Below are 19,586 nucleotides of genomic sequence, written 5' to 3' on the forward strand. Positions count from 1 at the left end.
CGACTCTAGAAACCGGATGTGCGGACCGGGCGGACACCGAGTGGAGATTCTGTGATGGCGCGCCAGGCGTCGCCGACGATCTCATCGATCGTCGAATGGATTGGCTTCCACCCGGTTTCGGCGGTGATCGTGGACGGGTCGACGATCAGGGTGGGCGGTTCCGAGGCCGGGGGGCGGTGATCGAGGGCGAGGGGCACACCGGTTACCCGCCGGACGGCCGCGGCCACCTCGAGGATTGTCGTGCCGCGGCCGCTGCCGACGGTGTAGCGGGTGGCAGTGCCGGGATGCGGCGGGGTGTGCAGGCTCGCGATGAACGCGCGGGCCGCGTCCTCGACATGGAGGTAGTCGCGGGTGGCGGTGCCGTCGCCGTTCACGGGCAACGGCGAATCGGCTACCGCCGCAGCCACTGCGCGCGGGATCAGGCGGGAGAGGTCGCGGTCGGATCCGCCCGCGATGTTCGACAGGCGCAGAATCACGGCCGACAATTCGCCGGTCCGGGTCGCGGCCTGGATCGCCAGCTCGGCCGCCAGTTTGCTCTGGGCGTAGGGGTGAGGCGGGGCGTCGGGGAGGTCTTCGGTCATGGGCTGGCGGTCCGGGGCCCCGTAGATCGCGGCGGTCGAGGCGAAGACGATGGTGCCGACGGCGGCGGCGGACATGGCTTCGAGCACGGCGAGGGTCGCGGTGGTGTTGGCGCGGAAATAGCGCAGGGGGTCGGCGATCGATTCGCGGGCGCGGGCCAGCCCGGCGAGGTGGCAGACCGCGTCCACGGAGTCGACGGCTCGCGCGAGGGCGGCGGGGTCGAGCAGGTCGGCCGGACGGACCTCGGCCGCGCCCGGGATGACGGTCCCGGGGGTGCGCGCCATGGCGATGGGTTCGTGGCCGGCGGCGTGCAGGGCCGCGATGACGGCGCGGCCGAGGTAGCCGGCGGCTCCGGTGACGAGTACGCGCACCGGGTCATTCTGACAGGGCAAGGGAGACCGGTCGGGATTGATCTCGGGGAAGCGGTGTCGCGGGGGTGGTGTGTCACGCATGATCGGTGAGCCGTAGTCGACACAGCAGTATGGAGGGCGCATGCGAATCCCGATGACCTCGATGGCGAGAGCCGGATGGGCCAGGATCGGCGCGGGGGTGGTGATGGCCGCGCTGGTGGGGGGATGCGGGGCGCAGACCGATGGGCACGCGGTGCCGGAGACGACACCGACGGGGGTGACCACGACGATGCGGGATACATCGAGCACGACGAATTCGGCGAAGACGACAGCGAAGGCGGCCGACGGACTGCCGGCGGCGGCGAACGGGACCGATCTCGGGGCGTGCGCGAAGGGCAACTGCGAAATCCGGGTGGACGGGCCGACCACGATTCCGGTCCCGGGGTTCTCGCGGATCGGGGGCAGCGTGCGGATCGGGGAGATCAGCGCGTTGTCGACCACGGCGTCCACGACCGTATTCGGGTTGCCGGTATCGGGGTCGACCGGCGTCGGCGGCACCATTTTCCTCAATGGCCTGACCGTGAAGATAGTTGCCGTCCAGGGCAGCTCGGCGGTGCTGCGGCTGAGTACGTCCTAGCCGGCGACCCGGGTCGTAGACTCGGGAAGTAATGGGCCGCGTTTCGAACCGCGAGCACGGGAGTGACGTAGACCCGCACAGATCACCGAGAAGTGCGGAGGCCACGAATGCCGGTGAAGAGGATGACCGCGGACCTGTCCGACTATCCGGACCTGGTCGTGATCTTGCTCGGTATGCGCGTGCACAAGCCGCGGGGAATGCTGCGATTGCTGGGAATCGGACCCAAGCTGTACAAATCCCATCACGATCGGCCCGACGGGTTGTTGTCGCACGAGGACGTGGTGTGGTCGATGTGGCCGCCGCATTGGGGCGCCCGGCAGTATTGGCGCGATCTCGACAGCCTGGAACGCTGGACCCGCTCCGAACCGCATCGCGAATGGTGGCAGCGGTTCCTGCGTGATTCCGGTGGCACCGGATTCTGGCACGAGGCCTATTTCGCCAGGGGCGGAATCGATTCCGTCTACGACGATATGGCCGCAGCCACCGGGCTGGGCCGATTCGCGCCCACCGTTCCCGCCCGCGGACGGCTGTTCTCCACCCGCGGCCGCACCCGGGGCACCACATCCGAAATCGCGCCCGCGGTAACGGAATCCGCACTATATGGAACGACCGACAAATAGCGGTCCAGGTATTGATTCGGCGTGCGTGAAAAGGCATGCTGATCTTCCACGCCGAGTCACCCACCGGACGCTCCGGTAAACGAGAGTCGACAGCGAGTGAGCGACATCCGGCCACCGCGTGAACAATGCGGTTGAAACGTGTGATTCGGTCACGGAACTGTTTCGAATCGACAACGGCGGGCATAGGTTGTCCGCATGCACGTCCTGTTCGTCTGCAGCGGAAATGTTTGCCGATCCGTCATCGCCGAACGCCTCACCCTGGCGGTGGCCGCCGACCACGGACTACGAGAGCTCACCGCCGAGAGCGCCGGCGTGCGCGCCCTGGTGGGCTTCCCCGTGGAACCCCTGGCCGCACAGACGATTACCGGCCTCGGCGGTGACGCCTCGAACTTCAAGGCCCGGCGGCTCAAGGCCGAGATGGTGCACCGCGCCGACCTGGTGCTCACCATGACCGAGAAGATCCGCGACCAGGTCCGCGAACTCGTGCCCGCCGCACTCCCCCGCACCTTCACCCTGCTCGAGGCGTACCGGATCGCGAAGGTCAGCGGTGCGCGCACCGTGGTCGGCCTGCACGCCGCGCGCGACGACCTGGCCTATGTCGGCCGCGAGAACATCTCCGACCCGGTCGGGCTGTCCCCGCAACAGTATTGCGATGTCGGCGACAAGATCGCCGAGGCGCTGGTGCCGCTGCTGCTGGCGATGCACGCGCATCAGCATCCGCAGGCCACGCTGCGTCCGCGCAGCGCCGCCGACGGACAGCCGGCGCTGCTGGTGATAGACGGCGGACGCGGCGAATCTCCGCGACCGGCCGCGCCATCACCGCGACCGGCCGCGCAGTCGCCCCATCCGGCACCGCGCCCGGCCCGCCGCGCGGCGGAATCCGCCGGATAGCAGGCGATCCCGGCAAACCGGCCGGTCGGAGTCTGCGTGTCAATACACCTTGCTGCCGCGATGGTCCGGTAAGGGATTACACTCTCGCGCGGAACACTTATCCGTTCCGCCGAACGCCACTGCCGGTGGTTCGACACAAGAACAGGACCAAGGACATGCCGAAGCGCATTTCGGATGTTTCGCTCCATGTTTACGTGACACCTCACACCCTGCGCCGCGTCACCGAGACCGTGTGCCGGGTGGTCGACGAATACGTCGCCGATCGAGATATCTTCGCGTGGCGCTTCACCCTCCCGGTGGAGTGCGACGATCCCGCCCACACGGTGCTCGAAACCCAGTGGCGGCTGGATCATCCCGCCGCCGAGCCGGGCGAGCGCCGCACCTACGAGATCGCGCTCAGCCTCGTCGGGGAAGCCCGCCAGCTCACCAAGGCGGGCATCGCCAAACTGGAGCAGCGGCTGCTGCTGGAACTCTCCGCGGGCGAGCCGATCCCCTACATCGTGCACGCCCTGCAGCGCGAGAACTTCGACCTCGAAGAGAACCGCGAGTTGATCTGACTCGCAGGGCTCTCAGGGGCCCTGAATCCCCCGGGGATTTCGGGACTCGGACCTCGGGACGCACATCGGGCCGCACCCCGAAGGGCACGGCCCGATGTCCGGTGTCCGTATCTCAGCGACGTGCCGGGAAGTGGCGGATCACGCCTTCCTGGACGGTCGTCGCCAGCAGGTCGCCGTTGCGGGCGTAGAAGTGCCCGCGGGCCAGGCCGCGCGAGCCCGCCGCAACCGGCGACTCGGTCGCGTAGAGCGACCAGTCGTCGAAGCGGAAGGGCCGGTGGAACCAGATGGAGTGGTTCACCGTCGCCGCGATGATGCGGTCCCAGCCCCACGACAGGCCGTGCGTGGTGATGATCGAGTCCAGCACCGTGGTGTCGGACGAATACGCCAGCGCCGCAACGTGAATCAGCGGATCGTCGGGCAGCGCGCCGTCGGTGCGCATCCAGACCCGGTTGTGGCCGAGGCTCTCGCCCTTGCCCTTGAGGACCCACGCCGGATCGTTGGTGTAGCGCATCTCGATGGGATGCGGTGCGTCCACGAACATCTGGAGCTTGTCCTCCATGCCCGCGAACGACTCCTCCACGCGCGGAAGGCCTTCCGGCCCCGGCACCTCGGGCAGGGGCGTGCCGTGCTCGAGCCCCTTGCCCCAGTCCTGGAAGGCCGCGAGCATGACGAACAGCTCCTGCCCGTCCTGGTACGCGGTCACCGTGCGGTTGGCGATGGAGCGGCCGTCGCGATGCCGATCGACGTGGTACTCGATCGGCTGCTTCGGGTCGCCGCCACGCACGAAGTGCGCGTTCACCGCGTGGATCGGCCGTTCCGGTCCCACGGTTCGGCCCGCGGCGATGATCGCCTGGGCGACCAGCTGGCCGCCGAACGTGCGGCTCCACACCTTCTCGGGGTGATGTCCGAGGAAGATGTCGGGGCCGTTCTCCTCGAGATCCAGCAGACGCAGCAGCACCCGCAGATCATCCGACAGCCCGGCCCCCTCGGGGTCCACGACGACGTCCGTGGACGTCTCGTCCAGCGACGCACTCAAATTAGTGGTCCTCCTCGCCGATGCGATGCACGTGGATCAGGTTGGTGGACCCGACAGTACCCGGCGGGGAGCCGGCCACGATGACCACGAGATCACCCTTGCTGTACCGCCCGATCGACAACAGCGCGTTGTCGACCTGGTGGATCATCTCGTCGGTCGTGCCCACCGGAGGAACGATGAACGTTTCCACGCCCCACGTCAAGGCCAGCTGACTGCGAATCGCGGACTGCGGGGTGAAGGCCAGCAGCGGCAGCGGAGTGTGCAGGCGAGCCAGACGGCGCACCGTGTCACCGGACTGCGTGAACGCCACCAGCGCTTTGGCATTGAGGCGCTCGCCGATGTCGCGGGCGGCGTAGGAGATGACACCGCGCTTGGTCCGCGGCACGTGGGTCAGCGGCGGAACCCGGGTCGAGGACTCGGACTCCACCGCGTGCACGATGCGGGCCATGGTGCGCACGGCCTCGATCGGGTAGTCACCGACCGAGGTCTCGCCCGAGAGCATGACCGCGTCCGCGCCGTCGAGCACCGCGTTGGCCACGTCGGAGGCCTCGGCGCGGGTCGGGCGCGAGTTGGTGATCATGGATTCCAGCATCTGGGTGGCCACGATGACCGGCTTGGCGTTCTCACGCGCCATCTGCACGGCACGCTTCTGCACCAGCGGCACCTGCTCGAGCGGCAGCTCGACGCCGAGGTCGCCGCGGGCGACCATGATGGCGTCGAAGGCCAGCACGATGGCCTCCAGATTGTCGATGGCCTCGGGCTTTTCGAGCTTGCCGATGACCGGCACGCGGCGGCCCACCCGGTCCATGATGTCGTGCACCAGCTCCACATCGGAGGGCGAGCGCACGAAGGACAGCGCGATGAAGTCCACGCCCAGCTTCAGGGCGAATTCCAGGTCGTCGATGTCCTTTTCGGACAGCGCGGGCACGGACACGTCCATGCCGGGCAGCGAGACGCCCTTGTTGTTGGAGACGGGGCCGCCCTCGGTGACCTTGCAGACCACGTCGTTGTCCTCGACGCGCAGCACGGTCAGACCGACCTTGCCGTCGTCCACGAGCAGTCGGTCGCCGGGCTTGGCGTCCTTGGCCAGGTGCTTGTAGGTGGTGGAGACCCGGTCGTGGTTGCCGATCATGTCGTCGACGGTGATCCGGACTTCCTCGCCGGTGTTCCACACCGTTTTGCCGTCGCCCTCGAACCGGCCCAGCCGGATCTTGGGGCCCTGCAGGTCGGCGAGGATGCCGACCGCGCGACCGGCGGTATCGCTGGCCGCACGCACCTTCTTGTAGTTCTCGGCATGATCGGAGTGCTCGCCGTGGCTGAAGTTCAGGCGCGCAACGTCCATGCCACTTTCGACGAGCTCACGAATCCGGTCCTCGGATGACACTGCGGGTCCGAGGGTGCACACAATCTTCGTTCGTCGCATCACGCGTTCAACCCTAGACCTGTGGTAAGGCTCATGCCGACCCCGGCACACACATATACGGTTCTCGTAAGCACCCGTTCAGCTACTGCCTGGTCACCGTGCGACGTGCCTGGCCAAACGGGTCTCCAAGTGGGTTTGGAAGAATCCCAGGATGAGGCAGACAACCCAGTAATAGATGGCGGCCACGCCGTAGAGGGCGAAAAAATCGAAGGTGGGCGCGGCGGCCATCTGGGCGGTGCGCAGCAATTCGGTGACCAGGATGGTCGACGCCAGCGAGGTGTCCTTCACCAGTGAGATCAAGGTGTTGGACAGCGGGGGCACCGCGATGCGGGAGGCCTGGGGCAGGATCACCAGCCGCAGCGCCTGGGCATAGCGCATGCCGACCGAGTACGACGCCTCCCACTGTCCGTGGGCGACCGAAAGGATCGCGGCCCGAATGATCTCCGCCGCGTACCCGCCCACATTGAGGCTGAACGCGATGATCGCCGCCGGGAACGGCTCGAGCACGATGTCGAACGCGGGCAGGCCGAAGAAGATGATGAACAGCTGCACCAGCAGCGGCGTGCCGCGAATGATCGAGATGTACACGCGTGCGGCCGCCGACAGCGGCCACACGCTCGACATCCGCGCCAGCGCCACGAACAGCGCGATCACCAGCCCGATCGCGAAACTGATCGCGGTCAGCGGCAGCGTCTTGCTCACCGTGGCCTCGAGCATGGGCCACAGGTTGTGCCGGATCAGCGCCCAGGTGGCGTCGTCCATGTCGAAATGCCCCGCGCCGCTTACTTGCTGACGTCGGTGCCGAAGTACTTCTCGGAGATCTTGGCCAGGGTGCCGTCGGCCCGCAGCTCGTCGAGGGCCTTGTTCACCTGATCGGTGAGGGCCTGGGAGTCCTTGCGGGCGGCGAAGGCCTGCTTGGAGGTCTCACCGGTCTTCCCGGCGACCTGCACGATGCCGGCGCCCTGCTGCTTGGCGTAGGCGTTCACCGCGAGGGTGTCGTTGACGGTGGCGTCGGCGCGGCCGGTCTTGAGCAGCTGCACGGCCTCGACGAAGCCGGGGATGGCCTCGACCTTGCAGCCCGCGCCGCGCGCGACCTCGGCCCAGTTGCTGGTCTCGGACTGGGCGCAGGTCTTGCCGGACAGGTCGGCGAGGGCGTGGACGCCGCCATTGCCCGTCTTGGTGACGATGACGCCCTCGGAGACCGTGTAGGGCTGCGAGAGCGAATACTTCTGCTCGCGTTCGGGTTTGACGGTCACCTGGTTGGCGATGAGGTCCACGCGCTTGGATTCCAGGGCCGCGAACAGCGAGTCCCAGGGCGCGGTGGTGAACTCGACCTTCTTGCCGAGCTTGTCGCCGACGGCCTTGATCACGTCGACGTCGTAGCCGGTGAGGCTGCCGTTGTCCTGGTACGTGAAGGGAGAGTAATTGCCCTCGGTGCCCACCTTCAGGGTGTTCGCGTCGTCCTTGCTCGAGCTGCAGGCGACGAGCCCGGCTGCGGCGACGACGGCGAGCAGGGCGGCGGCTAGCTTGTGGCGCACGACGTGGACCTCTCCTCGGGCGTGTGGGTGAACACGCGACAAACAACCGACAAAGGGTACGCCGCGGACCGACCGGGCGGCACGGCAACCATCACGATGCGCGGAAACCTGGATCCGGCTCCGGCCCGATGATATGTGCGAACGGCCGCCACCCGGTAGAGTGACGGCCGCCGATGGGCGGAGTGTCGCGCTCAGTCGCGCAGGGGACGCCCCTGGAGATCGGGCACCTTGCCGGTGAGGATCAGGATGCCGTCGATCAGCGCCCAGATACCGCAACCGCCACAGGTGACCAGCTGCAGCACGCCGATCGTGGTGTAGCCCAGGTAGAAACGGCCGATCCCGAAACCGCCGGCGAGCAGCTGCAGCAGGCCCGCGGTCAGCTTGCTCTTGTCCGACAACGGAACTCCGAACGGATCCCGGCCGAACGGGGCCTCCGGGTCCCCGCCGTAGGGACCGTACGGGCCGGGCGCGGCGAACTGCTGGGGCTGCTGGCCATAGGGCTGACCCGGCTGCGCGAACTGCTGGGGCTGGCCGAACTGGTCACCCGGCTGGCCGAATTGCTGGCCGGGCGCGGCGAACTGCTGGGGATCCGGATAGGGCTGCTGGCCGTAGGGCTGTCCGTACTGCGGGCCCGTGCCGGGCGCGCCGTACTGCGGGCCGTCCTGCGGCGGCTGTTTCTGGAAGGGGTCGGTCACGCAGGAATTATCGCGCGTCGTCGCGGATTCGTTGCCGGGCGAAGCGAATCGACCGCTACATGGCGCTGAGTGTGCGCGCGTAATTCACCTGGTGCATGACCATCGGGAAGGTGGATTCGTTCCGCACCGCGATCATCGCCGAGTGGAACCGGCCCGCGCTGTTCACGGTGACCTGCACGTATCCGGCGACCACCTTCTGCTTGATGAGCAGGAACAGCAACCCGAGGAAACAGAAGGGCAGGAACAGGATCGCCAGCACGATGGCGTACGGCGGGGTCCGCTCCGAGGATTGTGACATATCGGTCGCGGTCCAGATCGCCCCGCGCAGCGGGAAACTGCCGGACGGGGTGGTGATCAGACCCTCCGAGACCGCGATATCGCCGATCGCGATCAGGAACCCGGGCTGTTGCGGCACCGTCGCGGGCATCGGAGCCGGGAGGCCGTACTGCTGCCCCGACGGTCCCGTTCCCGGTGGACCGTACTGTGGCCCACCGGGAACGGGTTGCTGCTGATACGGACCGGTCACTCGCCCCTCCTGGCATGCGTACGGGTCCTCCCGCCGACCCGTTCCCCCTACGGCCGCACCGGCGGCCGTCGATGATGCCCGATTGTCTCCCGAATCACCGCGCCGCGCTAGGGGATTCGCGCGATTCCATGATCAGGAATCGCTCTTGCTGTCCGCCTTGTCCGCGGTGTCGGACTTCTTGGCGACCTCGACCTTCTCCGGCTCCTCGGCGGCCTCCGCCTTGTCGGCGGGCTCCGCTTCGCCGGCGGGCTCGGCCTTGCCGGCGGATTCGGATTCGGCCTGGTCGGCGGATTCGGTCTTTGGGGTGGAGTCGGCGCCGGACTTCTCGTCAGCGGGCTCCTTCGCCGCGGCATCCGTGCCCGGAATCGCGGGTTCGGTCGCGGCGGCCCCGGCCGCTCCATAGGCGCGCAGGGCGCCGAACTGCCACGGCCAGGGGCGTTCCGCGCCCGCCCGCACCTGCGCGGGAGTCTCCCGGCCCTTGGTGGCGAGCAGGAAATAGGCCACGGCGCAGACGAAGACGATCGCCGAGGTGAAGGTGTTCACGCGCAGGCCCGCGATGTGGGTGGCCTCGTCGTCGCGCAGCAGTTCCACGAAGAACCGGCCGAAGCAGTAGATGGCCACGTACAGGGCGAACAGCCGGCCGTGGCCGATGCGGAACCTGCGGTCCACGTACAGCAGGATCGCGACGCCGAGCAGGTTCCACAGCAGCTCGTAGAGGAAGGTCGGCTGCACGACGTGCACCACCACGCCGTTGGAGACGCCGTTCATCGGGTCGGAGCCGCCGTTGGCGTCGAAGCGGTCGAAGATCTCCAGGCCCCACGGGAGGGTGGTCTCGCGGCCGAAGAGCTCCTGGTTGAAATAGTTGCCCAGGCGTCCGATGGCCTGCGCCAGCAGCACGCCCGGCGCGATGGCGTCACCGAAGGCGGGCAAGGGGATCCGATAGTGGCGGCAGCCGATCCAGGCGCCGAACGCGCCCAGCAGCACCGCACCCCAGATGCCGAGCCCGCCCTGCCAGATCGCCCACCAGTGGGCATCGGCCTTGCGATGCGGGCCGAAGTACTTCTCCCAGTCGGTGGCCACGTGGTAGAGCCGACCGCCGATCAGGCCCAGCGGCACCGCGAACATGGCGATGTCGAGCACCGCGCCGGACTCGCCGCCGCGGGCCACCCACCGCTTCTCCCCCAGCCAGATGGCCGCGACGATGCCGATGATGATGCAGATCGCGTAGGCGCGCAGCGGGAACGGCCCGAGGTACCACACGCCGCGAGGCGGGCTGGGAATGTAGGCCAGGACATCGGCGCCGGTGCTCTCGGCAAGGGCTCGTATGGTCACGAGTCCCCACCGTAGCAGTGTTTGATCTGCCCTCCGCTTCGCTCCGGGCGGGTTCGCGGCCCTGGAGGTCTCGTTCTTCCCTCCCTCCGCTCCCCCGCTTCGCTCCTCCGCTCCACTCAGTCCAGAACGAGACGGGCCGCGAACCACCGAGTGATCCGCGGCCAAAAAGAAAGGTGTATACCGAATTCGGTACACACCTCTCGAAAAGGTCCTTCGGCTAGGAAGCGACCGCCGCCGAGCGGACGCCCTGCGCCAGCTCCTCGGTGAGCGCCCGGATCGCGTCCAGGCCCTGCGCCGCCGCCGACACCAGGGCCGAGCCCACGATGACGCCGTCGGCGTAGGAGGCGATCTCGGCGGCCTGCGCGCCGCTGCGCACACCCAGGCCGACGCCGATCGGGATGTCGGAGTGGGCGCGGATGCGGGCGCACAGGGCCGGAGCCATGGACGACACCGCGTCACGCGCGCCGGTGACGCCCATGGTGGAGGCCGCGTACACGAAGCCCTTCGAGGCCTCGAGGGTCTTGACGAGCCGCTCCTCGGTGGAGGACGGCGCGACCAGGAAGATGCGGTCCAGGTTGTGGGTGGAGGACGCCACGAACCAGTCGTCGGCCTCCTCCGGAATCAGGTTGGGGGTGATCAGGCCCAGACCGCCCGCCGCCGCGAGATCGCGGGAGAAGCTGTCCACGCCGTACTTCAGCACCGGATTCCAGTAGGTCATGACGACGGCCTTGCCGCCCGCCTGGGAGATGGCCTCCACGACCTTGAACACGTCGCGCACCCGCACGCCACCGGCCAGGGCCTGCTCGGCGGCGCGCTGGATGGTGGGGCCGTCCATCACCGGATCGGAGTAGGCCACGCCGACTTCGATGATGTCGCAACCGGATTCGACCATCGCCTTGCACGCGTCGATCGAGCCCTGCACATCGGGGTAGCCCGCGGGCAGGTAGCCGATGAGCGCGGCGCGGTTCTCCTCACGGCAGGCCGCGAAGGTGTTGGCGAGACGGGACTGCTGGCTCACTTGTCGTCCCCCTCGGGCTTGTCGAACAGCCCGAACCACTGGGCGGCGGTGTCCATGTCCTTGTCGCCGCGGCCGGACAGGTTCACGACGATGACCTTCTCCGGGCCCAGCTCCTGCCCCAGCTTGATCGCACCCGCGACCGCGTGTGCCGACTCGATGGCCGGGATGATGCCCTCGGCGCGGGACAGCAGCATGAGCGCGTCCATGGCCTCGGTATCGGTAATCGGGTAGTACTCGGCGCGCCCGGTGTCCTTGAGGTAGGCGTGCTCCGGGCCGACGCCCGGGTAGTCCAGACCCGCGGAGATGGAGTGCGAGTCGATGGTCTGCCCGTCCTCGTCCTGGAGCAGGTACGAGTACGCGCCCTGGAACGCGCCGGGGGTGCCACCGGTGAAAGTGGCGGCGTGACGGCCGGTTTCGACACCGTCGCCGGCGGCCTCGTAGCCGATCAGGCGCACGCCCGGATCGTCGATGAAGGCGTGGAAGATGCCGATCGCGTTGGAACCGCCACCGACACAGGCGGTTACCGCGTCGGGCAGCCGGCCGGTGTGGGCCTGGATCTGCTGGCGCGTCTCGATGCCGATGATGCGCTGGAAGTCGCGCACCATGAGCGGGAACGGGTGCGGGCCCGCGGCGGTGCCGAAGCAGTAGTAGGTCTGCTCGGCATTGGTGACCCAGTCGCGCAGCGCCTCGTTGATGGCGTCCTTCAGCGTCTGCGAACCCGTTGTCACACTGATGACTTCGGCGCCGAGCAGGCGCATGCGGGCCACGTTCAGCTGCTGGCGCACGGTGTCGACCGCGCCCATGTAGATGACGCACTCGATGCCCAGCAGCGCGCACGCCGTGGCGGTGGCGACGCCGTGCTGGCCCGCGCCGGTCTCGGCGATGACGCGGGTCTTGTTCATGCGCTTGGCCAGCAGCACCTGACCGAGCACGTTGTTGATTTTGTGAGAACCGGTGTGGTTCAGGTCTTCCCGCTTCAGGAAGATGCGCGCGCCGCCCGCGTGCTGGGCCAGGTTCTTGCACTCGAACACCGGCGAGGGCCGCCCGGTGTAGTCGCGCTGCAGCCGGTCCAGCTCGTCGAGGAAGTTCGGGTCCACCCGGCACTTGTCGTATTCGGCGGTGACCTCTTCGATCACGGCCATCAGCGCCTCGGGCACGTGGCGGCCGCCGTACACGCCGAAGTGGCCGCCCACGTCGGGTTCGTGACTCTTGTGCGCGACACCGTCGCTGGCCTGAGGCAGGCCGAGAGTGTTCTTGCCGGACAGCTTTTCGGTCTGAGTCATCGCTTCTTTCACCGTCCCCGGCGAACCGGTTTCGGGCAGGACGGGTGGGTTCCGGCGGTCACCAGCTCGGCCACCGCGGCGCGCGGGTCGCCGCTGGTCACCAGGCCCTCGCCGACGAGCACGGCGTCCGCGCCCGCCCCGGCGTAGGCCAGCAGGTCGGCGGTGCCGCGAATGCCGGACTCGGCCACGCGGATCACTTCGCTGGGCAGACCGGGCGCGATGCGCGCGAACACATCCCGGTCCACCTCGAGGGTCTTCAGATTGCGGGCGTTCACGCCGATCACGCTGGCCCCGGCCTCGAGCGCCCGGTCGGCCTCTTCCTCGGTGTGCACCTCGACCAGCGCGGTCATGCCCAGCGATTCGGTGCGGTCGATGAGCGCGGACAGCACGTCCTGCTCCAGCGCGGCCACGATCAGCAGGATCACGTCCGCGCCGTGCGCGCGGGCCTCGTGGATCTGGTACGGGCCGACGATGAAGTCCTTGCGCAGGACCGGGATGTCGACCGCGGCGCGGACCGCGTCCAGGTCGGCCAGCGAACCGCCGAAGCGGCGCTGCTCGGTGAGCACGCTGATGATGCGGGCGCCGCCGTCCTCGTAGGCGCGGGCCAGGTCGGCGGGGTTGGGGATGTCGGCGAGCGCGCCTTTGGAGGGGCTGGCCCGCTTCACCTCGGCGATGACGCCGATGCCCTCGGCGTGCAGGGCGGCCTTGGCGTCACGCGGGGACCGCGCCGCCGCGGCGGCCGCTTTCACGGCCTGGAAATCCAGAAGGGCTTCCCGCGCGGCCACGTCCGCACGGACCCCGTCGAGAATCGAGTCGAGTACCGTCATCTGGCTCGAATCCTTTCTGGGGAGACGGACTTGCTGCCTGAGAATCCCCCCAGGCGCTGTCTCACCGCTGCTGATAAAGAGTAAATGGCTATGTTCCCGGTCTTGACGGCGGGGCTGGAAGCGGCGACGCTGCCGCTGTCCGGCCCAGCTCAGTGGCGTTCCCCGCGCGCACCCCCGGAACCCGGATCATCCTGCGCGGCAGAGTGATCGGCGTCGTCGGCGGTCGGATCCAGGCCCTCGTCGAGCGCGTCCCACAGCACGCGGCCCGACAACTGCTCCGTGGACGGCGGCTGTGACCCGGATTCCGCGGGTCCCCGGTCGGCGTGACGCTGGGCAACCTGTTCGGCCGCCGCGGACTTCCGCACGGCCGGGCTGTCGTACTTGCCCGACATGCGGGCCGTCTCGCGGGGCATGCGCACCAGCAGCAGCCCGGCCACGAACGCGGCCACCGCCCCGACCAGCGTCAGCACGGCGGGCAGCGACGCGGTGGTGACGGTTCCGGGGTGCTCCCAGCCCCGCAGCTCGGCCAGCCGGGCGGCCCGGTCACCGGTCCTGCCCTGATGGATCAGCAGGGCGTAGGCGGGCACCGCGGCCACCGCGGCGAGCACCGCCACCACCACACCCACGCCGCGCCGCCACCAGCCGTGGGTGGCGAACACGGCCGCGATGGTGGCCAGCAGGACCAGGGCCAGCGGGGTCAGCGCGCCGAACCAGGTGCTGCCGTTGAGGTGGGCGGTGCGCGGCGGGCCGAGCTCGCTGGTCACCTCGAGGGTCACCCACGTCATCCGCGAAGCCGCCCACAGCAGGGCGGCGGCTATCGCCAGCAGGGCGACGGCCGCGAACGGCCGGGGCCGCTGACGCGCGCCCTCGGCGACCGCGGCGTGGGCATCGGCCTCGGCTTCCCGCGCGTCCGCTTCGGCCGCTCGCGCATCGGCCACCGCCCGCGCGGCGTCCGCGGCGGCCTCCGCCCGGTCTGCCGCACCCGCCCCGCCGGACCGTTGATCAGCTTGTGGCGCAACCGGTTTCCCGGCGACCGCGTCGTCTCCCGATGGCACGGCAGGGGTTTTCGACGGCCGATCGGGGTCGGGCTCGGTCATTGCCCGGCGCCGTTCGGCCGGTAGGCGCGGACCGTCTCCGCGGCGGCGACGGCCTTGAGCACCGCCATGGCCTTGTTGCGCGATTCGACGTCCTCGTACTCGGCGTCGGAGTCGGCGACGATGCCCGCGCCGGCCTGCACGTAAGCGGTGCCGCCCTTGAGCAGTGCGGTGCGGATGGCGATCGCGGTGTCGGCGTCACCGGCGAAGTCGAGGTAGCCGACCACGCCCGCGTACACGCCGCGGCGGGTGGGCTCGAGTTCCTCGATCAACTCCATGGCCCGGACCTTGGGCGCGCCGGAGAGCGTTCCGGCCGGGAAGCAGGCCTGGACCGCGTCGAGCGCGACCTTGCCCGCCCGCAACCGGCCCGACACCGTGGACACCAGGTGCATGACGTGCGAGTACCGCTCGACGTGCCGGTACTCGGTGACCCGCACGGTGCCCGGCTCGCAGACCCGGCCCAGATCGTTGCGGCCCAGGTCGACGAGCATGAGGTGCTCGGCGTTCTCCTTCGCGTCCTCGAGCAGGCCCTTCTCCAGCAGGAGATCGTCCTCCTCGGTGGCCCCGCGCCAGCGGGTGCCCGCGATCGGGTGCGTCGTGGCGACGCCGTCCTTCACCGTGACCAGCGATTCGGGGCTGGAGCCGACGATGGAGAACGCGGTGCCGCCGGAGCCATCCGGGATGTGCATGAGGTACATGTACGGGCTCGGGTTGGAGGCGCGCAGCATGCGGTAGAGGTCCAGCGGGGTGCCGTGGTAGTCCATCTCGAAGCGCTGCGAGAGGACCACCTGGAACGCCTCGCCCGCCTCGATCTCCTTGACCAGGCGGCGCACGCCCGCGCCGAACTCCTCGGAGGTGCGCTGGCGGCGGTAGTCGGGCTCGGGCCGGTCGAAGACCGAGACCGTCGACTCGGCGGGCACGGCCAGGGCCTCGGTCATCCGGTCCAGGCGGGCGACCGCGTCGTCGTAGGCCTCGTCGACGCGCTCATCGGTGCCGTTCCAGTTCACCGCGTTGGCGATCAGGGTGATCGCGCCCTCGTGGTGATCGAAGGCGGCCAGGTCGGTGGCCAGCATCAGGACCATCTCGGGGACCTGGAGGTCGTCGGTGGCCAGGCTGGGCAGCCGCTCGAGCCGGCGCACGGTGTCGTAGCCGAGGTAGCCGACCAGGCCGCCGGTCAGCGGCGGCAGGCCGGGCAGTCGCTCGGTGCGCAACACCCGCAGCGACTCGCGCAGCGCTTCCAGCGGGTCGCCGCCGACCGGCGCGTCGGCCGGGGTCTGCCCGAGCCAGGCGGCCTGGTCGTCGACCACGGTGAGCGCACTGGGACTGCCCGCGCCGATGAACGACCATCGCGACCACGAGCGGCCGTTCTCCGCCGACTCCAGCAGGAAGGTGCCGGGCCGGTCAGCGGCCAGTTTGCGGTAGGCGGACAGCGGAGTCTCGGAGTCCGCCAGCACCTTTCGGATCACCGGGACCACGCGGTGATCGGCCGCGAGCGACCGGAACTGCTCCCGGGAGGTGGTGGTGTCGATTGGCAAACCATGGGCGCCGTGCATTGCCCCATCATTCCAGGCCCACCGGGCGGGATCTAAATCGCTCTCCCCGCCCAGCCGACCGGGCCGCTGCGGCGAATACCTGAAGCGGTCTCACTACGCTCGCGGCGGTAGCACGCGGTATCCCCCATTTTCGAGAGGAGATCAACACAGATGTACCCCTCGCAACCGGTGGCTCCGGAGGGTCCACGGCACGCAGCTCCGCAGATGGCCCCGGGCGTGATGCCCGGCCAGCCGCCTCGGATGATGCATATGAACCCCGGCGGTAAGTACTCCGCCATCTCCTCGTTCGTCACGTACGTGAAGGCGCTGGAGTCGCTGGATCCGGGCAACTTCCCCGATGAGTACGCCGAGCACACCGACCGCATCAAGGAACTGAAGCCGTTCCTGCGCGCCCACGGCATCCTCGACGTGATGAACATCAAGAACCCGGAGGTCGCCGCCCTGATCGGGGCGTGACGCCGCACCGACACCGCGTGTCGGGGGTGGTTGGGGCTCCGGGGGCCGACCCCCGGACCCCCAGGCAGGGACGTTGCCGACAGGCCGGCGGTGAGCACCCGCCAAGCCCCGTGCCCGGCAAGGGATTCCAGCCGGACGGTGACCGCGCCCCCGGATAGCTCGTGCACGATGAATTGGGGGTAGGGTACGAGCATGAAGGTCGGTCAGCTCGCACCCAATTTCGAACTATCGGATCAGTCCGGCACCCCGCGTTCGCTCGAGTCGCTCCTCGCGGACGGCCCGGTGGTGCTGTTCTTCTATCCCGCGGCGAACACGCCGGTGTGCACCGCCGAGGCGTGCCACTTCCGGGATCTGGCAACGGAATTCAAGGCCGCCGGGGCAAGCTGCGTGGGCATCAGCGCGGATTCGGTCGAGGTGCAGTCGGGATTCGCCGAGAAGCAGGGTCTGGGCTATCCGGTGCTCTCGGACCCGGGCGCGAAGGTCGCCGCGGAGTTCGGCGTGAAGCGCGGCCTGCTCGGCGCGATCGTGCCGGTCAAGCGGACCACCTTCGTGATCGACCCGGATCGGACCGTGGCCAAGGTGATCAACAGCGAGATGCGCGCCAACGTGCACGCCGACGAGGCCCTGAAGTTCCTGCGCGAACGCTGAGGAACAGCTCCCGCTCGGCGCCGGCCGCGCGCCCCGTCGCGTCGGTGCTTCGCCCGCCGACAATTCGGACATACGCTGAGCGCATGACTACGGCCGGCACCGAGCAGGAGCGAAAGTCTTCAACCTTCGTCACGTGGCGCAATCGCATCATTGCCGCGGTCGTGACCCTGGCGGTGTTGTGGTTGTCCTATCTGATCCTGGCCGCGTTCATTCCGCGGTGGTGGGCGCAGCGCCTGGGGGAAATGGTCGGTTCGAGTTTCGCCAAGGGCATCTGGTACGGCCTGTTGATGGGCCTGATATGCACGGCGGTGCCACTTTTCCTGTTCCTGGCGGCGGGCCTGTCCTGGCGTAAACGGGCCGGAAAGTTCGTCGCGGGCGGGGCCGCCGTGCTGGCGCTGGTCCTCGCCGTCCCGAATTTGATGACGCTGACCATCGTGTGGGGAAACTCCAATGCCGCGCACGCCGGGGAACGCATTCTCGACGTCGACGCCCCGGGATTCCGCGGCGCCTGTTTGGCGGGCGCGATCATCGCCGCCGTGCTGTTCTTGCTGGTCGCATTTCTCTTGCTGCGCAGGCGATTCCGCCGCCACCGCGCCGACAAGCAGCGAAACGAACCGGAAAAGCCGAGCGTGTCGCCGGAAACTCCGGCAAATCCTCCCGAAGTCGGCACGAACTAATTCCGCGCGCAACACGCGTGATCGATGTCACGTCATTCAGCAACACCGTGACTGACGAGCGAAGTCGTGGCAAACTTTGACGTGCGAGTGACTTGTTCGATGCCGCGACACGGGCTCTCGAACGGTCGGGGACCAACCGTCACTCGGCTGGTACGAGAGGGCGCGCACGGTGACCAAGTCGATGAATCCCCAAGAACTGCGAGCTTGGCGAACCTTGATCGCGCTCACCACCCGACTGCCCGCCGCTTTGGATACCCAGCTGCAACGCGAGTCCGGGATTACCCATTTCGAATACTTCGTGATGGCCTTGCTCTCCGAAGAACCCGATCACCGCTTGCAACTCAGCGACCTCGCGCAAAAGGCAAACGCATCGCTATCACGGCTCTCGCACGTGGTGTCCAAACTCGAGCGGCTCGGCTGGGCGCAACGCGTGGCGCTGACCGGCCGTCGCGGGGCCCAGGCCGTGCTCACCGACGCGGGATATCGCAAGGTCAGCGACGCCGGACCCGGCTATCTGGAGTGCGTGCGCGGCCTGGTGTTCGACGGCCTCGACGCCGATCAGACCGAACAGCTGCTGACACTCGGGGAAACCCTGGTGGCGCAGCTCGACAAGGGCATGACCCGCGGGCTCGGCCGCTCGGGGCGGCCCAGCTCGTATCTGGCTCTGGATCCCGCCGAATCCGACTGAGGCTCAGCCCTCGTCGGACAGCAGCCGATCGCCCTGCGACAGCAGTACGTCGGTGTCGAAGCAGGTGTGGGTGCCCGTGTGGCAGGCCGCGCCCTCCTGGTCGACCAGGAGCAGCACGGTGTCGCCGTCGCAGTCCAGCCGCACCTCGTGCACGTACTGGGTGTGGCCGGAGGTCTCGCCCTTGACCCAGTACTGCTGCCGCGAGCGCGAGTAGTAGGTGCCCTTGCGGGTGTCGAGGGTGCGGGCCAGCGCCTCGTCGTCCATCCACGCCATCATGAGCACGTCGCCCGTGCTCTTCTCCTGGGCGATGGCAGCGAACAGGCCGTCGGCATTGCGCTTGAGGCGCGCGGCGATCGCGGGATCCAGGCCGCTCATCGAACCGTGATTCCTTCCGTGCGCATGGCGTCCTTGACCTCGCCGATGGTGAGATCGCCGAAGTGGAAGACGCTGGCGGCCAGCACCGCGTCCGCACCCGCCTGCACGGCCGGGGCGAAGTCGGCGACCTTGCCCGCACCGCCGGAGGCGATGACCGGCACCGACACCGCGGCGCGCACCGCGCGGATCATGGTCAGGTCGAAACCGGCCTTGGTGCCGTCGGCGTCCATCGAGTTCAGCAGGATCTCCCCGACGCCCAGTTCGGCGCCGCGCACGGCCCATTCCACGGCGTCGATGCCGGTGCCGCGCTTGCCGCCGTGGGTGGTGACCTCCCAGCCGGACGGGGTGGGGTCCTGGCCCGCGGGCACGGTGCGGGCGTCGACCGACAGCACGATGCACTGCGAGCCGAACCGCTCCGACATCTCGCGCAGCACCTCGGGGCGGGCGATGGCGGCGGTGTTCACCGACACCTTGTCCGCGCCCGCGCGCAGCAGCCGGTCCACGTCCTCGACGGTGCGCACGCCGCCGCCGACGGTGAGCGGGATGAAGATCTGCTCGGCGGTGCGGGTGACCACGTCGATCATGGTGCCGCGGTCGCCGGTGGAGGCGGTGACGTCGAGGAAGGTCAGCTCGTCCGCGCCCTGGGCGTCGTAGGTGGCGGCGAGCTCCACGGGATCGCCCGCGTCCCTGAGGTTCTCGAAGTTGACGCCCTTGACCACGCGCCCGGCGTCGACGTCCAGGCACGGGATCACGCGTACCGCGAGTGTCATTTCTCTGCCTCGA

The 19,586-nt window shown here is 68.8% G+C and carries 22 protein-coding genes; 7 read left to right on the top strand and 15 right to left on the bottom strand.

The window, feature by feature from the left end:
* Nucleotides 1-5: 5 nt before the first annotated feature.
* Nucleotides 6-1,490 (bottom strand): NAD-dependent epimerase/dehydratase family protein, encoded by a 1,485-nt coding sequence (locus ACQPYY_RS22985; protein ID WP_433594708.1) that lies wholly within the window; start codon nucleotides 1,488-1,490, stop codon nucleotides 6-8.
* A gap of 183 nt (nucleotides 1,491-1,673) precedes the next feature.
* Between ACQPYY_RS22985 and ACQPYY_RS22990 the strand changes: the two genes are divergently transcribed.
* From ACQPYY_RS22990 to ACQPYY_RS23000, 3 genes are all read left to right on the top strand, one after another.
* Nucleotides 1,674-2,186 carry a monooxygenase family protein gene (locus ACQPYY_RS22990; RefSeq protein WP_433590943.1) on the top strand — a complete coding sequence of 171 codons (513 nt, stop codon included), beginning with the start codon at nucleotides 1,674-1,676 and terminating at the stop codon, nucleotides 2,184-2,186.
* Between the two features lie 195 nt (nucleotides 2,187-2,381).
* A complete protein-coding gene (locus ACQPYY_RS22995) occupies nucleotides 2,382-3,077 on the top strand; it encodes a low molecular weight phosphatase family protein (RefSeq protein WP_433590944.1) in 696 nt (231 codons plus the stop codon).
* 194 nt (nucleotides 3,078-3,271) lie between these two features.
* Nucleotides 3,272-3,634 carry a hypothetical protein gene (locus tag ACQPYY_RS23000; protein ID WP_357097919.1) on the top strand — a complete coding sequence of 121 codons (363 nt, stop codon included), beginning with the start codon at nucleotides 3,272-3,274 and terminating at the stop codon, nucleotides 3,632-3,634.
* A 112-nt stretch (nucleotides 3,635-3,746) separates the two neighbouring features.
* On the opposite strand, the gene ACQPYY_RS23005 is transcribed toward ACQPYY_RS23000, so the two are convergent.
* The 12 genes from ACQPYY_RS23005 to ACQPYY_RS23060 form a co-directional block, all read right to left on the bottom strand.
* Nucleotides 3,747-4,631 (bottom strand): acyl-CoA thioesterase, encoded by an 885-nt coding sequence (locus ACQPYY_RS23005; protein WP_379106988.1) that lies wholly within the window; start codon nucleotides 4,629-4,631, stop codon nucleotides 3,747-3,749.
* A gap of 40 nt (nucleotides 4,632-4,671) precedes the next feature.
* Nucleotides 4,672-6,096: a pyruvate kinase gene (gene pyk, locus ACQPYY_RS23010; protein WP_379106899.1), complete on the bottom strand. Its 1,425-nt coding sequence runs from the start codon at nucleotides 6,094-6,096 to the stop codon at nucleotides 4,672-4,674.
* A gap of 90 nt (nucleotides 6,097-6,186) precedes the next feature.
* Nucleotides 6,187-6,855, bottom strand: a complete 669-nt coding sequence (locus ACQPYY_RS23015; protein WP_433590945.1) for an amino acid ABC transporter permease — start codon at nucleotides 6,853-6,855, stop codon at nucleotides 6,187-6,189.
* A gap of 20 nt (nucleotides 6,856-6,875) precedes the next feature.
* The gene (locus ACQPYY_RS23020) at nucleotides 6,876-7,631 is read right to left on the bottom strand and encodes a transporter substrate-binding domain-containing protein (protein ID WP_433590946.1); all 756 of its coding nucleotides are present in this window, start codon (nucleotides 7,629-7,631) and stop codon (nucleotides 6,876-6,878) included.
* A gap of 191 nt (nucleotides 7,632-7,822) precedes the next feature.
* Nucleotides 7,823-8,326 carry an NINE protein gene (locus ACQPYY_RS23025; RefSeq protein ID WP_433590947.1) on the bottom strand — a complete coding sequence of 168 codons (504 nt, stop codon included), beginning with the start codon at nucleotides 8,324-8,326 and terminating at the stop codon, nucleotides 7,823-7,825.
* Between the two features lie 55 nt (nucleotides 8,327-8,381).
* Nucleotides 8,382-8,852: a hypothetical protein gene (locus ACQPYY_RS23030; protein ID WP_433590948.1), complete on the bottom strand. Its 471-nt coding sequence runs from the start codon at nucleotides 8,850-8,852 to the stop codon at nucleotides 8,382-8,384.
* A gap of 132 nt (nucleotides 8,853-8,984) precedes the next feature.
* Nucleotides 8,985-10,184 carry a prolipoprotein diacylglyceryl transferase gene (gene lgt, locus ACQPYY_RS23035; protein WP_433590949.1) on the bottom strand — a complete coding sequence of 400 codons (1,200 nt, stop codon included), beginning with the start codon at nucleotides 10,182-10,184 and terminating at the stop codon, nucleotides 8,985-8,987.
* A gap of 217 nt (nucleotides 10,185-10,401) precedes the next feature.
* Nucleotides 10,402-11,202 (bottom strand): tryptophan synthase subunit alpha, encoded by an 801-nt coding sequence (trpA, locus tag ACQPYY_RS23040; protein ID WP_379106910.1) that lies wholly within the window; start codon nucleotides 11,200-11,202, stop codon nucleotides 10,402-10,404.
* Nucleotides 11,199-12,485, bottom strand: a complete 1,287-nt coding sequence (gene trpB, locus ACQPYY_RS23045) for a tryptophan synthase subunit beta (protein WP_379106912.1) — start codon at nucleotides 12,483-12,485, stop codon at nucleotides 11,199-11,201. The genes trpA and trpB overlap by 4 nt, the downstream gene beginning before the upstream one ends.
* An 8-nt stretch (nucleotides 12,486-12,493) precedes the next feature.
* Nucleotides 12,494-13,312, bottom strand: a complete 819-nt coding sequence (gene trpC / locus ACQPYY_RS23050) for an indole-3-glycerol phosphate synthase TrpC (protein ID WP_213560553.1) — start codon at nucleotides 13,310-13,312, stop codon at nucleotides 12,494-12,496.
* 149 nt (nucleotides 13,313-13,461) lie between these two features.
* On the bottom strand, nucleotides 13,462-14,409 hold the full coding sequence (locus ACQPYY_RS23055; RefSeq protein ID WP_433590950.1) for a TIGR02234 family membrane protein: 948 nt from the start codon (nucleotides 14,407-14,409) through the stop codon (nucleotides 13,462-13,464).
* A complete protein-coding gene (locus ACQPYY_RS23060; RefSeq protein WP_379106916.1) occupies nucleotides 14,406-15,959 on the bottom strand; it encodes an anthranilate synthase component I in 1,554 nt (517 codons plus the stop codon). The genes ACQPYY_RS23055 and ACQPYY_RS23060 overlap by 4 nt, the downstream gene beginning before the upstream one ends.
* Nucleotides 15,960-16,199: 240 nt before the next feature.
* Here ACQPYY_RS23060 and ACQPYY_RS23065 point away from each other — a divergent pair, with 240 nt between their 5' ends.
* The 4 genes from ACQPYY_RS23065 to ACQPYY_RS23080 all read left to right on the top strand — a co-directional run bounded on the left by ACQPYY_RS23065 (nucleotide 16,200) and on the right by ACQPYY_RS23080 (nucleotide 18,428).
* Nucleotides 16,200-16,415, top strand: a complete 216-nt coding sequence (locus ACQPYY_RS23065) for a hypothetical protein (protein ID WP_433590951.1) — start codon at nucleotides 16,200-16,202, stop codon at nucleotides 16,413-16,415.
* A 192-nt stretch (nucleotides 16,416-16,607) separates the two neighbouring features.
* The gene (locus ACQPYY_RS23070; RefSeq protein ID WP_433590952.1) at nucleotides 16,608-17,063 is read left to right on the top strand and encodes a peroxiredoxin; all 456 of its coding nucleotides are present in this window, start codon (nucleotides 16,608-16,610) and stop codon (nucleotides 17,061-17,063) included.
* Nucleotides 17,064-17,146: 83 nt separating this feature from the next.
* The gene (locus ACQPYY_RS23075; RefSeq protein WP_379106922.1) at nucleotides 17,147-17,740 is read left to right on the top strand and encodes a permease; all 594 of its coding nucleotides are present in this window, start codon (nucleotides 17,147-17,149) and stop codon (nucleotides 17,738-17,740) included.
* Between the two features lie 181 nt (nucleotides 17,741-17,921).
* A complete protein-coding gene (locus ACQPYY_RS23080; protein ID WP_379106990.1) occupies nucleotides 17,922-18,428 on the top strand; it encodes a MarR family winged helix-turn-helix transcriptional regulator in 507 nt (168 codons plus the stop codon).
* A 3-nt stretch (nucleotides 18,429-18,431) separates the two neighbouring features.
* Here the strand turns inward: ACQPYY_RS23080 and hisI are convergent, their stop codons facing one another.
* Both hisI and hisF read right to left on the bottom strand, forming a co-directional pair.
* The gene (gene hisI / locus ACQPYY_RS23085; protein WP_433590953.1) at nucleotides 18,432-18,803 is read right to left on the bottom strand and encodes a phosphoribosyl-AMP cyclohydrolase; all 372 of its coding nucleotides are present in this window, start codon (nucleotides 18,801-18,803) and stop codon (nucleotides 18,432-18,434) included.
* Nucleotides 18,800-19,573: an imidazole glycerol phosphate synthase subunit HisF gene (gene hisF, locus ACQPYY_RS23090; protein ID WP_357097965.1), complete on the bottom strand. Its 774-nt coding sequence runs from the start codon at nucleotides 19,571-19,573 to the stop codon at nucleotides 18,800-18,802. Before hisF ends, hisI begins: the two co-directional genes overlap by 4 nt.
* Nucleotides 19,574-19,586: the final 13 nt, after the last annotated feature.

The sequence above is a fragment of the Nocardia sp. CA-145437 genome (assembly GCF_050956485.1).
GTDB lineage: Bacteria > Actinomycetota > Actinomycetes > Mycobacteriales > Mycobacteriaceae > Nocardia.

Bases quoted from the DNA above. Each gene is read 5' to 3' on its own strand.
- ACQPYY_RS22985 (WP_433594708.1), bottom strand. From the start codon at position 1,490: ATGGTGCCGCCGACGCCGGTCGACCCCGATACCGGCAACCCGAATACG.
- ACQPYY_RS22990 (WP_433590943.1), top strand. From the start codon at position 1,674: ATGCCGGTGAAGAGGATGACCGCGGACCTGTCCGACTATCCGGACCTG.
- ACQPYY_RS22995 (WP_433590944.1), top strand. From the start codon at position 2,382: ATGCACGTCCTGTTCGTCTGCAGCGGAAATGTTTGCCGATCCGTCATC.
- ACQPYY_RS23015 (WP_433590945.1), bottom strand. From the start codon at position 6,855: ATGGACGACGCCACCTGGGCGCTGATCCGGCACAACCTGTGGCCCATG.
- trpB (WP_379106912.1), bottom strand. From the start codon at position 12,485: ATGACTCAGACCGAAAAGCTGTCCGGCAAGAACACTCTCGGCCTGCCT.
- trpC (WP_213560553.1), bottom strand. From the start codon at position 13,312: ATGACGGTACTCGACTCGATTCTCGACGGGGTCCGTGCGGACGTGGCC.
- ACQPYY_RS23055 (WP_433590950.1), bottom strand. From the start codon at position 14,409: ATGACCGAGCCCGACCCCGATCGGCCGTCGAAAACCCCTGCCGTGCCA.
- ACQPYY_RS23060 (WP_379106916.1), bottom strand. From the start codon at position 15,959: ATGCACGGCGCCCATGGTTTGCCAATCGACACCACCACCTCCCGGGAG.
- ACQPYY_RS23065 (WP_433590951.1), top strand. From the start codon at position 16,200: ATGATGCATATGAACCCCGGCGGTAAGTACTCCGCCATCTCCTCGTTC.
- ACQPYY_RS23070 (WP_433590952.1), top strand. From the start codon at position 16,608: ATGAAGGTCGGTCAGCTCGCACCCAATTTCGAACTATCGGATCAGTCC.
- ACQPYY_RS23075 (WP_379106922.1), top strand. From the start codon at position 17,147: ATGACTACGGCCGGCACCGAGCAGGAGCGAAAGTCTTCAACCTTCGTC.
- ACQPYY_RS23080 (WP_379106990.1), top strand. From the start codon at position 17,922: ATGAATCCCCAAGAACTGCGAGCTTGGCGAACCTTGATCGCGCTCACC.
- hisI (WP_433590953.1), bottom strand. From the start codon at position 18,803: ATGAGCGGCCTGGATCCCGCGATCGCCGCGCGCCTCAAGCGCAATGCC.
- hisF (WP_357097965.1), bottom strand. From the start codon at position 19,573: ATGACACTCGCGGTACGCGTGATCCCGTGCCTGGACGTCGACGCCGGG.